The 14,312-nt window shown below is 58.2% G+C and carries 14 protein-coding genes; 5 read left to right on the top strand and 9 right to left on the bottom strand.

The annotated features are described in order from the left end of the window. The first annotated feature begins 6 nt into the window (after nt 1–6). From AB6T85_RS15485 to kdsA, 3 genes are read left to right on the top strand one after another with little or no spacing between them, the layout of a single operon-like run. The gene (locus AB6T85_RS15485; protein WP_125289714.1) at nt 7–405 is read left to right on the top strand and encodes a SirB2 family protein; all 399 of its coding nucleotides are present in this window, start codon (nt 7–9) and stop codon (nt 403–405) included. After that, a complete protein-coding gene (gene sirB1, locus AB6T85_RS15480; protein WP_253454497.1) occupies nt 402–1,211 on the top strand; it encodes an invasion regulator SirB1 in 810 nt (269 codons plus the stop codon). The genes AB6T85_RS15485 and sirB1 overlap by 4 nt, the downstream gene beginning before the upstream one ends. A 28-nt stretch (nt 1,212–1,239) precedes the next feature. Continuing rightward, complete coding sequence (kdsA, locus tag AB6T85_RS15475; RefSeq protein ID WP_125289716.1) at nt 1,240–2,094, top strand: 3-deoxy-8-phosphooctulonate synthase; 855 nt, start codon at nt 1,240–1,242, stop codon at nt 2,092–2,094. Nucleotides 2,095–2,301: 207 nt separating this feature from the next. On the opposite strand, the gene chaA is transcribed toward kdsA, so the two are convergent. Next, entirely contained in the window at nt 2,302–3,393 is a 1,092-nt protein-coding gene (chaA, locus tag AB6T85_RS15470) for a sodium-potassium/proton antiporter ChaA (RefSeq protein ID WP_369896047.1), read from the bottom strand. Nucleotides 3,394–3,773: 380 nt separating this feature from the next. Here chaA and chaB point away from each other — a divergent pair, with 380 nt between their 5' ends. Together chaB and AB6T85_RS15460 are read left to right on the top strand one after the other, a co-directional pair. Further along, complete coding sequence (gene chaB / locus AB6T85_RS15465) at nt 3,774–4,004, top strand: putative cation transport regulator ChaB (protein ID WP_253454495.1); 231 nt, start codon at nt 3,774–3,776, stop codon at nt 4,002–4,004. Nucleotides 4,005–4,248: 244 nt separating this feature from the next. Further along, a complete protein-coding gene (locus AB6T85_RS15460) occupies nt 4,249–4,926 on the top strand; it encodes a gamma-glutamylcyclotransferase (protein WP_253454494.1) in 678 nt (225 codons plus the stop codon). A 9-nt stretch (nt 4,927–4,935) separates the two neighbouring features. On the opposite strand, the gene AB6T85_RS15455 is transcribed toward AB6T85_RS15460, so the two are convergent. The 8 genes from AB6T85_RS15455 to AB6T85_RS15420 form a co-directional block, all read right to left on the bottom strand. Further along, nucleotides 4,936–6,366: a serine/threonine protein kinase gene (locus tag AB6T85_RS15455; protein WP_369896045.1), complete on the bottom strand. Its 1,431-nt coding sequence runs from the start codon at nt 6,364–6,366 to the stop codon at nt 4,936–4,938. Nucleotides 6,367–6,417: 51 nt separating this feature from the next. Beyond that, entirely contained in the window at nt 6,418–7,365 is a 948-nt protein-coding gene (locus AB6T85_RS15450) for a hypothetical protein (protein WP_253454492.1), read from the bottom strand. 12 nt (nt 7,366–7,377) lie between these two features. Further along, the gene (locus tag AB6T85_RS15445) at nt 7,378–8,151 is read right to left on the bottom strand and encodes a PP2C family protein-serine/threonine phosphatase (RefSeq protein ID WP_253454491.1); all 774 of its coding nucleotides are present in this window, start codon (nt 8,149–8,151) and stop codon (nt 7,378–7,380) included. Beyond that, on the bottom strand, nt 8,148–9,305 hold the full coding sequence (gene tagH, locus AB6T85_RS15440) for a type VI secretion system-associated FHA domain protein TagH (protein ID WP_369896043.1): 1,158 nt from the start codon (nt 9,303–9,305) through the stop codon (nt 8,148–8,150). Before tagH ends, AB6T85_RS15445 begins: the two co-directional genes overlap by 4 nt. 34 nt (nt 9,306–9,339) lie before the next feature. Next, nucleotides 9,340–10,038 (bottom strand): type VI secretion system-associated protein TagF, encoded by a 699-nt coding sequence (gene tagF, locus AB6T85_RS15435; RefSeq protein WP_253454489.1) that lies wholly within the window; start codon nt 10,036–10,038, stop codon nt 9,340–9,342. A 17-nt stretch (nt 10,039–10,055) separates the two neighbouring features. Beyond that, entirely contained in the window at nt 10,056–12,161 is a 2,106-nt protein-coding gene (tssM, locus tag AB6T85_RS15430) for a type VI secretion system membrane subunit TssM (protein ID WP_253454488.1), read from the bottom strand. Beyond that, complete coding sequence (gene icmH / locus AB6T85_RS15425) at nt 12,161–13,378, bottom strand: type IVB secretion system protein IcmH/DotU (RefSeq protein ID WP_253454487.1); 1,218 nt, start codon at nt 13,376–13,378, stop codon at nt 12,161–12,163. The genes tssM and icmH overlap by 1 nt, the downstream gene beginning before the upstream one ends. A gap of 78 nt (nt 13,379–13,456) precedes the next feature. After that, nucleotides 13,457–13,945, bottom strand: coding sequence for an SH3 domain-containing protein (locus tag AB6T85_RS15420; protein ID WP_125289727.1), 489 nt, complete (start codon nt 13,943–13,945; stop codon nt 13,457–13,459). Nucleotides 13,946–14,312 lie beyond the last annotated feature (367 nt).

The following is a 14,312-nucleotide window of genomic DNA, read 5'->3' as shown; positions in this document are numbered from 1 at the left end:
AAATAAATGGCTGACTGGTACAGTGCTGTAAAAAATTTGCATCTGCTGACGGTAATCCTTACCGCCACGCTGTTTCTGCTGCGTTTCTTTTGGCTTCAGACCGGCTCAGGGATGCTGCAAAAGCGCTGGGTACGCATCGTGCCCCATCTTAACGACACGCTGCTGCTGCTTTCGGGCGCGATGCTGGTGGCGATAACGCACTTTTATCCCTTTACGCCTCAGGGCGCATGGCTGACTGAAAAGCTGTTTGGCGTTATTATCTATATCGCGCTTGGCTTTATTGCCCTTGGGCGCAAACCACGCGCGCAAAAAACGCGCTGGATAGCTTTTATCGTGGCGGCCGCGATGCTGGTAATGATTTACCATCTGGCCACCACAAAAATGCCATTGTTGGGGAATGTATGACGTCGATAGCAACTGAAGAAGACACAGCGACCCCGCTGTGCGAGGCGGTAATTGCGGCCACGCTGGCCATCCGTCCTGAGTTTCCTGCTGAAGACGTGAAGAAGCAGCTGGCGGAGCTGGTTAAAGAGGCGCGCGCCACCATTCCATTACAGCTGGAGCAGGATTTGCAGCTGGAGAAACTGATTGAGCTGTTCTGGCAGCGTTGGGGCTTCGGCGGCGCGAGCGGCGTTTACCGCCTGTCCGACACGCTGTGGCTGGATAACGTGCTGAAAACCCGTCAGGGCACCGCCGTCTCGCTGGGCGTGATCTTTCTGCATATCGCTCACGAACTCTCGCTGCCGCTGATGCCGGTGATTTTTCCCACGCAGCTGATTCTGCGGGCCGACTGGATTGACGAAGAGATGTGGCTGATCAATCCCTTTAACGGCGAAACGCTGGATGAGCACACGCTGGAAGTGTGGTTGAAGGGCAATATCGGCCCGGTTGCTGAACTGTACGACGACGATCTCCAGGAAGCGGAGCCGCAGCTGGTGCTGAACAAGATGCTGGATACGCTGAAAGCCGCGCTGATGGAAGAAAAGCAGATGGAGCTGGCGCTGCAGGTCAGCCAGGTGCTGGTCAATATGGACCCGGACGATCCTTATGAAATCCGCGATCGCGGGCTGATTTTCGCGCAGCTGGACTGCGAGCATGTGGCGGTAAGCGATCTGACCTATTTTGTTGAACAGTGCCCGGAAGATCCGGTCAGCGAAATGATTAAATTACAGATCCATTCGATTGAACAGAAACAGATCACGCTGCACTAATCTGTTAAACAAAGAATAAGGCGAAGAGATGAAACAAAAAGTCGTTAGCATTGGTGATGTTAAGGTTGCAAACGATCTGCCGTTCGTGCTGTTTGGCGGTATGAACGTACTGGAATCGCGCGATCTCGCTATGCGTATCTGTGAGCACTACGTCACCGTGACCCAGAAGCTGGGCATCCCTTACGTGTTTAAGGCCTCGTTCGACAAGGCTAACCGTTCTTCGATTCGCTCCTATCGTGGGCCGGGTCTGGAAGAGGGCATGAAGATTTTTCAGGAGCTGAAGCAGACCTTCGGCGTGAAAATTATCACCGACGTGCACGAAGCCAGCCAGGCGCAGCCGGTGGCCGACGTGGTTGACGTGATCCAGCTGCCTGCTTTCCTGGCGCGTCAGACCGATCTGGTGGAAGCGATGGCGAAAACCGGCGCGGTCATCAACGTCAAGAAGCCGCAGTTCGTCAGCCCTGGTCAGATGGGCAACATCGTTGAGAAGTTCGCGGAAGGCGGCAACGAGAAGGTTATCCTGTGCGATCGCGGCGCGAACTTCGGCTACGATAACCTGGTGGTGGACATGCTGGGCTTTAACGTTATGAAGCAGGTTTCCAACGGTAGCCCGGTCATTTTCGACGTGACGCACGCGCTGCAGTGCCGCGACCCGTTTGGTGCCGCTTCCAGCGGTCGCCGTGGTCAGGTTACCGAGCTGGCGCGTGCCGGTATGGCTGTCGGCCTGGCGGGGCTGTTTATCGAAGCGCATCCGGATCCGGCCAATGCGAAATGCGACGGCCCGTCCGCGCTGCCGCTGGACAAGCTGGAGCCTTTCCTGATGCAGATTAAAGCGATTGACGATCTGGTGAAAAACTTCCCGGCGCTGGATACCAGCAGCTGATAAAAATCAGGCCGGCTGCCCCGAGGGCGCCGGCCTGAACAGCTAACCTGTTAATCAATTCGCCTCACATCCTGTCACCGCCGACCTTCAGTCTGTCTGCCTCACATCCTGTCACCGCAGATCTGCGAGTCACGCCGTATCTCATACCTTAACCGCAGAGTCGTTATCCGCCTTTCCCTCAGGCCGCGATATCTTGCGCCGTAACGCCTACAGCATCACCGTCATCAGATAGCCGATAAACAGCGCCAGATGCGCCGCGCCGTTCAGCACGTTGGTTCTGCCGGTCGAAAAAGAGATCTGACACAGCAGCAGCGAGGCCAGCATAATCACCATGTGCGGCGGCTCCAGGCCGAAAATCAGTTCCTGGCCGGTGAGCGTGGCGATAATGGTTACCGTAGGCACGGTCAGCGAGATGGTAGCCAGCACCGAGCCGAAAAAGAGGTTCATCGCACGCTGCACCTGATTCGCCAGCACGGCTTTAATAGCGCCCAGGCCTTCCGGCGAGAGGATCAGCAGCGCCACCAGGAAACCGGTGAACTGCTCAGGCGCGTTCAGTTCGGTCAGCAGAGCGCCCAGCGTATTGGAATCCATTTTGGTGACGGCAATCACGGCTACCAGGTGCACCAGCAGCCAGCAGGTATGCCAGACGCTGGAGTGGGCGGACGGCTTGCCGTGATGCGGGTCGTCGCCCTCGTCCTCATGCTCATAAACGAACAGGCTTTGGTGCGTTTTGGTCTGGATCAGCAGAAACACGCCGTACATCGCGGCAGAAATGGCGGAAATCAGCAGCGCCTGGCCAGCGTTGAAATTGCCTTCCGGCAGCGCGTTGGGGAAAACCAGCACCAGCACGGCCAGCGGGAAAATAGCGATCAGATACTGCTTTACGCCCGCCAGATTAACGTACTGGGTGGCAAACTTGCGCCCGCCCAGCAGCAGCGCGAAGCCCACCAGCCCGCCGGTTACGATCATCACGATAGAGTAAAGCGTATCGCGCATCAGCATCGGCGCCGCATCGCCCGTCGCCATCAGCGCGGAAATCAGACTGACTTCCAGGATCACTACGGAGAGGCTGAGGATCAGCGAACCGTAAGGCTCGCCGAGGCGGTGCGCAAGCACGTCCGCGTGTCGCACCACGCTGAACGCGCTGCTAAGGATAGCCACCAGCGCCAGCAAATTAATGCCGATGATGGCCGGTAAAGATTCTGAGGCGCCCCAAAACCACAGGATAACCAGGGCCGCGAGCGGCAGGACCAGGGATGATTCTTTATGACGTGTTCTGACGCTTTCTTGCGCGCTCATAGGCAATATTTCCTTTTCTGACCGTCCAACTGCGAAACAGACGCAACCATTGCTGTGTGCATTGATTATATAACAACCGCCCGCAGTGTAACGGCAGTAAGGTTAACTGACGGTAAACTTTACATGATTTTACCTGAATAACCTGATAATTATCCGGGCTGGGCCTAAATGTGCATCTCCCTGTAATTATCTTGATTCACAAAGTGTTTTTTATCACTCTCTGCTTTTTATCATGACGATTAAAGCGGAGATTCATCAATTTTACCGAGATAAACGACTGTTACGTAATAGTTATTATATGACCTCACTGAAAAGAGATAAGTGGCATCCGCGGCGATTTTGTTCCAGGCTTAAAACGTCTGATAACAAGGAGATCGATAATGCCATACCGTTCAAGAGAATCCCTGCCTGACAGTGTCAAAAACGTGCTGCCCGCTCACGCGCAGGACATTTATCAGGAGGCGTTTAACAGCGCCTGGGATGAATACAAAGAGAAGAAAGATCGTCGGGGCGATGAGTCGCGCGAAGAAGTGGCGCACAAGGTGGCGTGGGCAGCCGTTAAAAACCAGTATGAAAAGGGCGACGATGATAAGTGGCATAAGAAGCATTGAATGCCGTGGGGCTGCTCGTCGCGGGCAGCCTCGTCTGTCCTCGCCGTCACCCCTGATTTTTCTCCGCCGTCACCCTGAAGTTCCCCGTTATGCCGCCGATGATAAACCTAAGGTAAATTTATTCTTTTGTGACGCGCTTCAAACTTGATCGGCACGCCTGAAATGACTTAAGGTCAGGTAAGCGTAACGACACATTTATGTCACAACAAATGCAGCAGGGAACGGGCAGTAGCGGAGAGGGCGAATGTTAACAAGAGACTTCCTGGCCAAAGCAGATTGTAAAACGGCCTTTGGCGCCATTGAGGAATCGCTGCTGTGGAGCTGCGAGCAGCGAGCGGCCTCGCTGGCGGCTACCCTGGCCTGCCGTCCCGATCACAGTCCGGTGTGGATTTTTGGCTACGGTTCGTTGATGTGGAACCCGGTATTCGAGTCCGATGAGGTAGCGGAAGGCACGCTAAACGGCTGGCATCGCGCGTTTTGCCTGCGGCTTACCGCCGGACGCGGCACCGCCCAGCAGCCGGGGCGGATGCTGGCATTGAAAGAGGGCGGCAGCACCACCGGGCTGGCCTTCCGCCTGCCGGAAGCGAAGCTGGCCGAGGAGCTGGAGCTGCTGTGGAAACGCGAGATGGTTACCGGCTGCTACCTGCCGACCTGGTGCGAGCTGAAGCTGGCCGACGGTCGCAGCGTGACGGCACTGGCCTTTGTTATGGATCCGCGTCACGCGTTGTATGAGGCCGACTCCTGCCCGCAGACTATCGCGCCGCTGATTGCTCAGGCCAGCGGGCCGCTGGGCACCAACGCGCAATATCTTTTCTCGCTGGAGCAGGAGCTGAAAAGGCGCGGGCTTTATGATGACTGCCTGACCGATCTGGTTCAGCGCGTCCGCGATCTTCAGGTCTACCACAACGACCTGGCCGGCTGAGCCGCGTCCTCAGGAGCCGGGATTGATCAGCCAGGTGCCCGGTTTATCAATATCCAGCTGCTGAGTATGCACGGCAGAATCGGCAGCGTGGACCTCAATAGTATAATGTCCCGCAGACAGATTAAGCGCGGCGTAACCGCTGGTATTCGGCTTCGCCTCGACAGATTTGCCATTCAGCATTACCGTTTCGCCGCTGGTCAGCTTGAGATAGACCGTGGCGATGGTCGGCTTGTCCGCAGGCGTGACGGCGGTCGATGGCGTCGCGCCTCCGGCATTATCGGCCGCAGCAGACTGTTCCGGCGCGGAAGCGTCATCGCCATGGTTAAGCGCGACTACCAGCCCGATCAGCGCCAGTAGCGCGACGCCAGCGGCAATCATCAGCGGTTTCGCCAGTTTGTGGTGGCGTAGCGAGGCATACTCCGCACTGGCCGAGGCGGGCGCCACGGTAATAGCTGGCGGTTCCGGCTGCACTTCCGGCGTCACGATTGGCGTCACGATCTCTTCAGGCACCCTGGTCACGCTGGTCACCAGCTCTTCTACCGTACTTACCGGCAGCGCAATCAGCGCGGCAAACTCATCGACAGTCTGCGGACGATCCTGCGGTTTCATCGCCAGCGCGCGGTCAATCGCATTCAGCAAAGGCAGCGAAAATCCTTCAGGGCGCAGCTGGGTCAGCGGCTGGTAGCGATCCTCGATACAGCGAACCACGCTGACCGGCGGCGGACTGCCGGTCACCAGCGTATGCAGCACCGCGCCCAGCGCATAAATATCCGTCCACGGCCCCTGATCGCTGTCGCTCTCTTCGCTGTACTGCTCGATAGGCGCATAGCCTGGCTTAAGCATGATTTCCGTCTGGTCGGAAAGGTTGCCGATGGTCTTGCGGGCGGAGCCGAAGTCCAGCAGCACAGGCAGCTGGTTATCCTGGATCTGAATATTGTCCAGCGAGATATCGCGATGCAGATAGCCCGCCTGATGGATGGTGTCGATAGCGCCGAACAGCGGCGGCAGCAGCTGGCGGATCCAGGCATCGGTCAGCGTTTCAGGGCTGCCCAGCTGCCACTCCTTTAGCGTCATGCCGCTGTAGTACAGCGTGCCCATATAGGCGGTGCCGTTTTCTTCCCAGAAGCGCAGCACGTGCAGCAGGCCGGGATGGTTAAACCGGGCCAGCAGGCGGGCTTCCTGGATAAAGCTGTTCAGCCCGGCGGTAAACAGTTTCTGATAGCGTTCGCCGCGCAGCGCGATAGTCAGGTTCTCATCGCGCGAAACCAGCGATACCGGCAGATACTCTTTAATAGCGATGGTGCGTTCCAGCAGATGATCCCAGGCGCGATAAACAATGCCGAAGCCGCCGCCGCCGATAACCTCTTTGATTTCAAATTCGTTAAAACGGTGCCCGGCCGGAAGGGCATTGGGCACGTTTTTCTTATCGTTTGCCGACATAGTAAACACTCTCTAAGCGTTAGCGACTTTTCACCCTACGGGAAAATGCAGTCAGTTAACGGTGCGCCAGGCGCCAATAGCCGGATCGGCCAGATCTGCATGCAGGTCGTTCACCAGCAGCACATTTATTTTCACTTGCGGATTGGTCAACGCGCCCCACGTTTTGCGCAGCGCCTCAACGCGATTTTTCAGCAGCGCGGCATCGTTCGCCTGGCTTTTGCTCATTTTCACCAGCAGCGCGCCTTCAAAAGACCAGACGTGCAGCTGCGGATTAAACGTCAGCAGCAGCCAGCTGTCCGGCGCGCTCTTTTTGGCCACGACCAGGCGCTGGTTATTCGCGGCGACGATAGTCAGCTCGCCCGGCGACGGGTGCAGGTTACGTAAAGGGAAGCCCTGATAAAACTGTACGGGGATCGCCTGGGTCTTGCCGTTGCTGGCCAGCGTCAGTTCGCTTTTGCCTTCCAGCCAGCCTTCCGTGGAGCAGCTAAGATGGCGGGCATCCGGAATAAACAGCGACTGGCCTCGTTCGTCCCACCAGGTGCGGAAGTGGCAGCCGCCCGGCAGATCGAAATGCTGCAGCGGCGCGCTGTTGGCAGGCTGCGACAAATCCAGCGGTTCCGCGTTGCTGGCGGTGGCCGCAGCGGTGCCGTCGGCAATAACGATCGGCCGCCAGTTTTGCACTTTTGCGGCGGTGCCGGAAGCGAGCACCGAGCCCGCCTCGTTGGTCATCTGCCACGGCAGCTCGCTCAGCTTGCCGCATTGGTTATTCAGCAGCTTGCCTACGCGCGGCAAAAAAGTGTTGAGCACGTTCGACTCTTTGCTTTTGCCCGAGACGATGCGCAGAGGGATATTCTCCTGACACCAGTCCTTCGGCGCATTACTTTCCACGTTATCGATAAAGACTTCCAGCGCCAGGCTGGGAGAATAGACCACGCGGTAGTCTTCCGCCTGAGCGGTAGTTGCAAACAACAGTGTGACAGCCGGCAACCAGAATTTCATAGCGTTCCTTGGTTAATCACGCGACGGAAGAAAGCGAGCGGAATCCGCCATCGATTGTAACAGGGTGGTATCCTGCGGCGAGCCAACCCAGACAGCTACCGCGCTTAAATTATCTTTTTTCTCGCTGCGATTGATCGCTTTATGCATCAGCGCCAGCCATTCATGGGGCGAGCTGACCATGCGCAAAGCCTGCTCCATCTCGCCGGGCTGCAAATTGCACCAGAAGCCGTCGGTGCAGACCAGAAAGACGTCGCCATCCTCCAGCGGCATCACTTCACTGTAGCTGACGGGCTGTGTCCCTTCTGCGCCAAGAGCATTATAAAGTAAGTTACTGTTAATGCCGGTATTATCTACACCAGCATCCTTTAGCTGCTGGGCCAGGCTATGGTCGCGCGTCACAGAATGGATAAACCCGCGGCGAAAGTGGTAAACCCGGCTGTCGCCCGCGTGCGCCCACCAGGCCAGCTGCCGATCGCGGTCGATAAACAGGGCCGCCAGCGTGGTGCTCATCCGCTCAAAATTCAGATTTTTCCTCTGCGCCAGGCGGATCGCTTCTTCCGCATCCTCCACCCATGCTTTGCTGTCGCAGGCGGTAAAAGGACGATCGTCAGCGTGCGTCAGCAATACGTCGCGGGCGATGCGGGCAGCCTGTTCGCCGCCAGCCGTGCCGGCAACGCCGTCGCAGACCAGAAAACACGCTGAGTGCTCGCCTACGCGCGCGCCGGTTTCATCCTGATTACTCTCACGCGCGCCCGTTTGCGACGTGGAGGCATGATTTATTTTCATTCTTGTTCCGGTCTGATTTGCGAATCTTTGTACTGATTCACTTCCATATCATAGGCCTGTAGGAAAGCGTCGCCAAAAAGGGTATGAAAATCATCCTCAATTTCGCCAGAGGTATTTTGATAGTGACGCAAAAAATAGTCCCACAGGGCGGCTTTTTTTATGGCGCTGAGGCCAATGCGCGGCAGATTGCCGTCGCGGCGGGCATGATCCTCCAGCCGCTGCGGATTAAACGATTGCAGCATGGCGGCGATAATCGCCCGGATCCCGGCAATCATGCCCAGCTGGTGCGCCTGCAAATCGACCAGCGCATCGCGTACCGCCTGCTCAGGTGGCATAAAACCCGGCATCTGGCTCTGATAGATCTGCATCAGCACCGTTTTGCCCGACGGCAGGATCTTGAACGGGTTATTGGCCTCGTTCAGGATCATGGTCATTTCCGCCTTCACGCCGCGCTTAAGGATCGAGCGGGAAGAGAGCAGGGCGACGGTGCCTTGCGAAAACAGGCTCAGCATTCTGCCCGTAGTACGCATCTGTTCTTCGGTAAAAGGCGGTTTTCCCGGCCCGCTTTCCAGCCCCATCCCTTCCATCAGCGCGGCCAGCAGACGCTGCTCGTTGCTTGCGCCGGCGGCGCGTTCGGCCTGGGCAGGCTCGTGAGCGACAGGATCGATACCCAAACGGGCATCGCCGGGACGGTGCTGCTGCCGCACGGGCGAAGGCTCGCGCTCCACCGGGACGACAATCGGCACCTGTTCGTTCAGGATCCCCAGGGGATCTTCCGGCAGCGCCCGATCCTCGGTAAACAGCGTCAGCGGGTCAACGTCGCTGAAGGGCTTTTCTTCAATGCGGGTAGGATCGCTCACCGCAATCTGATAGCCACCGATCCCCAGCAGATCGCCGTGCTGCAGCAGGATCTGCTTACCGCGCGCCAGCGGGACATGGTTATGTAAAATCGCAATCACGCTGCCATGATTGGTCAGCCTGCACTCGCCGTTCCCGGCAACGTGCACCACGGCCTGAAGACGTGAAATCGCGCGTTCGCTGTCTGGCAAAACCAAATCGTTATCTACGCTTCGGCCTATTGTGCCGCCGGGCGGAGCAAAATCACAAACGTTAACGGGCGCCTCGGTTTTGCTCTCAACAAGGGTAAATCGCATGCGCTTTTCCTGAAACCTGGGTCATTCGGTCACCCTATTCAAACATCGGTGGATAGAGTCCATGACGACCCGGCTGCGCTACGGCGGCCGGGTCAAAAAGTTGTGTAAAGAGCCGGGCGGTAAGATTACCGCTGTGTTTATGGCTGGCTAACGGATAGCCGTCGCTTTGGTTAGTCCACCAGTAACTGGTATAGCGCATAGGGTCAAAACGGTTGGCTACCTCATGCCAGGCCAGCGTGCAGGGCAGATCCTGATAGCCGATCACGTCCATAATATCGGAGCGGCTGGTATCGGGCAGCGACAGCGGCGGCAGGCTCAACAGCGCCTGCTCAAGCTGGGCCGGCGTACAGGTTTGCGAAACCGCGTGATGAAGCGCTTCGCCCAGCGCCCGAAACCAGTCGCCGGAAACGGCAAGCTGCGCCGGATGCCAGTGGCTGACCGGCACGCTCTGTAGCGCCAGCAGGGGCCAGCTGCGGCCAACGCGATCGCGCGAAGGTAACAGGCAGCCAATCTGTACCCGTTGTACGCCAAGCGTGGCGGGCAGGGCGAAATTCCAGACGGGCGCGCGGCTAAAGAGTTCGCCTACGGCTTCGCCATGCTGATACCAGTGCGATAAGCCGAGCTGGAACCAGTTTGACCAGCTGGCCACGATGGGTTCAGGCAGACGACGCTGTAAAAAATCGCCGGTGCCCGGCAGCTTGCCGTACCAACCCAGCTCGCTTTTTTCCGTCATGGTTATCCCCTTTCCCGCTAAGGGTTCGTGGCCTGAACCGACGAACCAGAGGTTGCCGCGGTGCCGGCGTCCTGCTTGCCCGCGCTGTCAATACTCACGGCCAGCTTGCGCATAATCAGCGCGTTGTCTCTGACAAACGGCGAGGTCTGGATCTGGCGATCCAACAGCTGGCTTAAATGCCAGTCCAGCTGCTGAAGCTGCCGGGTCGTTACGCTGGCGGGTAGCGTTCGCTGCAAATTCTGCATCACCCAGCCGCGTAAGAACTCGCCATCGTAGCTGCGCGGCTGATAAAGCATCTGGTAAGCGCGCAGGGCGTTGCGGCTGAAATCGCTGTCGTCGCCCTTATCATTACGCAGCGCCTCGGTAATATTCTGCGCCACTCGCGGCAGCAACAGCGTCTTTAGCGCATTTTGATAAAAGCCCAGCGCGGCCGTGCCGATCTGGTCACCACGGTAAAGCCCCGCCCGCATACTCAACGGCGGATCGTCCAGCGAGAAGCTGTCGCTTTGCGGCAGGGCAACCAGGCTATTTAAGAAGGGTAGCAGATCCAGGATATCGCCGGTGTTATTGTTCACCAGCCGCTGCGCCTGCTTATCAACCGGCTCAAGGCGGGCCTCCACCTGCTGCAGATAGCGCTGATTTTTATAATAACTGGTGGTCCAGAACAGCGTAGCGATCAGCAGCGCCAGCGCCAGCGAGGCGTAGCTGGCCCAGTGCAGCAGCCGATTACGGTGTTCCCAGGTGCGATCGCTGCCGGCAAGGCCGCTCTCCTGGAAAATCAGATCCCTGAGCAGGGAATGGATAAAATAGCTTTGCCCTTTATTAGCCGGGATCGGCGCGTTGCGGTGCACCGTATCCCAACTGGCGATAGAGTGGCTGGTGGCCTGCGGCAGCTGTAGCTTGCGCGTCAGCTCGCCCATAATGCGGTCGAAAGGCAGACCCTCCTGCGTGCCGCTGGTGAAAAACAGGCCGCGCGGCGCCCAGGGCAGGCCGTCTTTTTCCGGCGCAAAGACGATCTCCAGATACTCCGCCAGCAGGGGCCGCAGCGAGGCAAACTCCTGCGGAAACAAAAAGCAGTCCGCGCGCTGGGTCAAATCGCTCTCTTTTGCCATCTTTCCGGCCAAATCGGCCTGAAGGCGTGCCGTCAGCTCGCGGAACTGCCGGTCAAACTGGGCGCCAATGGTCGGTTCGCTGAGGCGATCGGGCTCCCATGGGAAGGTAAAGCCCCAGATCCCGTCGCGCTGGCTTTTATCCAGAGAGCCGTTGTAGCTCATAAATCCTTTCAGCAGATCGGTTTTGGTCACCATGACATACACCGGAAAGTGAATGCCGGTCTGCTGGTGTAGCTCTTTCATGCGGCTGCGCAGCGCGGTTGCCTGCACGTAGCGCGCGTCGGCCGAATCGCTAAGCAGATCGGCCACGCTGATGGTCATGATCACGCCGTTAATAGGCTGGCGGGCGCGGTAGCGCTTCAGCAGCGAGATAAAGGTTTGCCATTCGCTGGCGTCTCTGGCGCGCTGACTCTCCTGTAGCGTATAGCGTCCGGCGGTATCCAGCAGCACGGCTTCTTCGGTAAACCACCAGTCGCAGTGGCGGGTGCCGCCTACGCCGCGCAGCGCGCTTCTGCCCAGCGTGTCGCCCAGCGGGAACTCCAGTCCGGAATTCAGCAGCGCCGTGGTCTTACCCGCGCCCGGCGCGCCGACGATGATGTACCAGGGCAGCTGATAGAGATACTGCGCGCTAAACCGTTGCAGCCAGCCGCGATGACGATTGCGGCCGGGAAAATGCTTTTTCTTCAGCAGAGTCGCCGCCTCGCTGAACAGCGCGCTGAGCAGCTCTTCCGCCGCCGCCTGCTCGGCGTGGTCAAGGTTATATTTTTGCAGATTGTTCAGCAGCTTGCTGTTAAACCAGGCGCGATAAAGCTGGGGGATCAGCTGGAAAAGGATCCACAAAAAATAGCACAGGCCAATGGCTATCTGGCGGTTAATGCTGCTTTCCAGCCAGTGAATATCGTTCAGCGACAGCAGCGGCCCGGTCATCCAGATCAGCGCGCAAAGCGCCGTAATGCCGAAAAAGCCCCACAGCAAGCGGCTGGAAAAAAGAGAAAAGAGAAGGGAAGGCATCAGTATTTCTCCGCCTGACTGGATTGGACTTCAGGTGCCGGTAACAGCACGATTTCTACCCGACGATTGCGCGCCCGGTTTTCGCTGCTGTCGTTGGGCAGCAGCGGATTGCTGTCGCCACGGCCTTCGCTGCGGATAAGATGATTCGGCTCCAGCATCTGCTGACGCATCAGCGCGCTGACGGTATGGGCCTGCGCAAGCGAATATTCATAGTTAGAGGCGAAATGGGCAGAGCGCACGGGCTGATTATCGGTATAGACGCTGACCAGCACGGTGCCTTTGATATTGTCCATGGCGGCCGAAACGCGAGTGATCAGCGCGCGGCCTTCAGGCAGCAGATCGCTGCCCGCTGGGCGGAAAAGCTTATCAGAGGCGATAATGACCTTGCTGCCGTTAGTGCCGTCGGCCACGTCGAGCTGCCGTGCCGCAATCAGGTCGTCCAGCCGTTGCCGCAGATCCAGCAGCGCCTGAGCCGAACTGCTACGGGCAATTTCGTTACTGGGCAGCGGCGTTTCCCAAATGGCACGCAGCAGCGGTTCAGCGGCATTGCCCAGCCGCCAGTTAAGCCCCGAGTAGATCAGACCGGCGAGAAAAGCGGCCAGCGCCACGCTGGCCCAAAGCGGAACCGGCGGACGCCACAGCGTATTTTGCCCGACGGGTTGCTGCGGCTGCGGCTGCATCGGCGGCGGCAGCGCGCCGCGCGTGTCGGTAATCAGCTGGGCCAGACGGGTGCGGATAGCGTCGCGCTGCAACCGGCCTTGCTCTACCGCGCGGTAGCGGCCTTCATAGCCCAGCAGCAGGCAATAGTGGATGGTTTCAAGCAGCCACAGGTGCTGCGCCGGCGTCTGCGAGATGCGGGACAGCAGCTGAAACACTTTTTCGCCGCCCCAGCTTTCATTATGAAACGTCACCAGCAGGCCGTTGCCCGACCAGACGCCGCGCGTGCCCCAGGGCGTCTGGGCCGCGGCCTCGTCCAGCGCGCTGCACAGGCAGTAACGGGCGCCGATAATCATATCGAACGGCAGGCCAGCCTGTTTACAGCGCGTCTCAAACTGGCGGATCTCATCCACCAGCTGTTGGCGCAGGCCAGCGGGATCGTCATGAGTTGCCGCCAGGCGGATCTGCACAATTGCGTTCAGCAAAGGCGCGGCGGCGGCGAGTAGCGGGTTTTCCTGGCTGACGGTGGCAGGCGCGTCAGCATGGTGTTCCGGGGTCATCAGGCTTTACTTTCTCATCCAGGTGGCGGGCAAGGCGCCTTTTGCTTTCTCTGAGTGGGCGATCCCTGCGGACCGCGCCTATTCCAGGATCCAGGTGGCCGTGTCGTTATTGCGACAGGCTTTGCTTTGTCCGCCGACGTCAACGCACACCTTTTTGGTTTTGCGCGGGCGTGGCCGATCGCTACGCAGCGTGGCGTCATAAAGTTCGCTTTTCACGCCGGCTTTGAAAGGCACGTAGCCGATCAGCTCCTGCTGATCCGGTTCGGCGATAGCCAGCCAGTGGTTTTCCACCTCGCCCAGCACGGTAAAAGGCTTGCCGTTTTCCAGGTAGCGAACCAGGCTGCCGCCGAAATCAGGACGGTTCATAACGGAAGCGTTGTACAGCGCCCGATAGGTTTCATTGACTGGCGTAAAGGATTGAGGAGCCTGGATCGCATGACGATGCGTCAGGGTCACGCCGTCGACGCTGGAAGTGACCAGCGTATCGTCCGTGACGGCAGGAGCAGGAGCCTTACAGGCCGACAGGGCGAGCGCTGCCAGCAGAGTTAACGCGATGCTTATTTTCACATTGATCCTCGTGAATATCGTCAGTGGTTACGGCTACAATCCACTCTTCACGGACGGCAGGGCCGCCACGTGAAAATCATTCTGTTTTACAGAAAGATAAATTTGTATTTAGTCTACATGACGCTTTTGAGAATGGGAACAATTGCGAACGGGGGCGTAACATGTTATTGACAGCCGCCCGGCGATATTGGCCCGTTTAGCGGAATAAAGTGCCCGGATATTGCCTGTTCCTCTTTTTCAAACAGGTGAATCGAATGCGCGTTAGCGGCGCCTTTATTCCTCTCTCATCAGGCTAAATCCTTCCTGCCTGGTTACTGCATTAAAGGCTGCCGATCCGCAGGCTATAAGTGACGCTGTCACTTTGGGT

Source organism: Erwinia aeris (genome assembly GCF_041224955.1).
Lineage (GTDB): Bacteria > Pseudomonadota > Gammaproteobacteria > Enterobacterales > Enterobacteriaceae > Erwinia > Erwinia aeris.
Note: the sequence above shows the minus strand (reverse complement) of the source record. Positions and strands in the feature narration are given on the sequence as shown.

What these genes read in the sequence shown, in the direction of transcription:
- AB6T85_RS15485 (WP_125289714.1), top strand. Translation starts at nt 7, where the DNA reads ATGGCTGACTGGTACAGTGCTGTAAAAAATTTGCATCTGCTGACGGTA.
- sirB1 (WP_253454497.1), top strand. Translation starts at nt 402, where the DNA reads ATGACGTCGATAGCAACTGAAGAAGACACAGCGACCCCGCTGTGCGAG.
- kdsA (WP_125289716.1), top strand. Translation starts at nt 1,240, where the DNA reads ATGAAACAAAAAGTCGTTAGCATTGGTGATGTTAAGGTTGCAAACGAT.
- chaA (WP_369896047.1), bottom strand. Translation starts at nt 3,393, where the DNA reads ATGAGCGCGCAAGAAAGCGTCAGAACACGTCATAAAGAATCATCCCTG.
- chaB (WP_253454495.1), top strand. Translation starts at nt 3,774, where the DNA reads ATGCCATACCGTTCAAGAGAATCCCTGCCTGACAGTGTCAAAAACGTG.
- AB6T85_RS15460 (WP_253454494.1), top strand. Translation starts at nt 4,249, where the DNA reads ATGTTAACAAGAGACTTCCTGGCCAAAGCAGATTGTAAAACGGCCTTT.
- AB6T85_RS15455 (WP_369896045.1), bottom strand. Translation starts at nt 6,366, where the DNA reads ATGTCGGCAAACGATAAGAAAAACGTGCCCAATGCCCTTCCGGCCGGG.
- AB6T85_RS15450 (WP_253454492.1), bottom strand. Translation starts at nt 7,365, where the DNA reads ATGAAATTCTGGTTGCCGGCTGTCACACTGTTGTTTGCAACTACCGCT.
- AB6T85_RS15445 (WP_253454491.1), bottom strand. Translation starts at nt 8,151, where the DNA reads ATGAAAATAAATCATGCCTCCACGTCGCAAACGGGCGCGCGTGAGAGT.
- tagH (WP_369896043.1), bottom strand. Translation starts at nt 9,305, where the DNA reads ATGCGATTTACCCTTGTTGAGAGCAAAACCGAGGCGCCCGTTAACGTT.
- tagF (WP_253454489.1), bottom strand. Translation starts at nt 10,038, where the DNA reads ATGACGGAAAAAAGCGAGCTGGGTTGGTACGGCAAGCTGCCGGGCACC.
- tssM (WP_253454488.1), bottom strand. Translation starts at nt 12,161, where the DNA reads ATGCCTTCCCTTCTCTTTTCTCTTTTTTCCAGCCGCTTGCTGTGGGGC.
- icmH (WP_253454487.1), bottom strand. Translation starts at nt 13,378, where the DNA reads ATGACCCCGGAACACCATGCTGACGCGCCTGCCACCGTCAGCCAGGAA.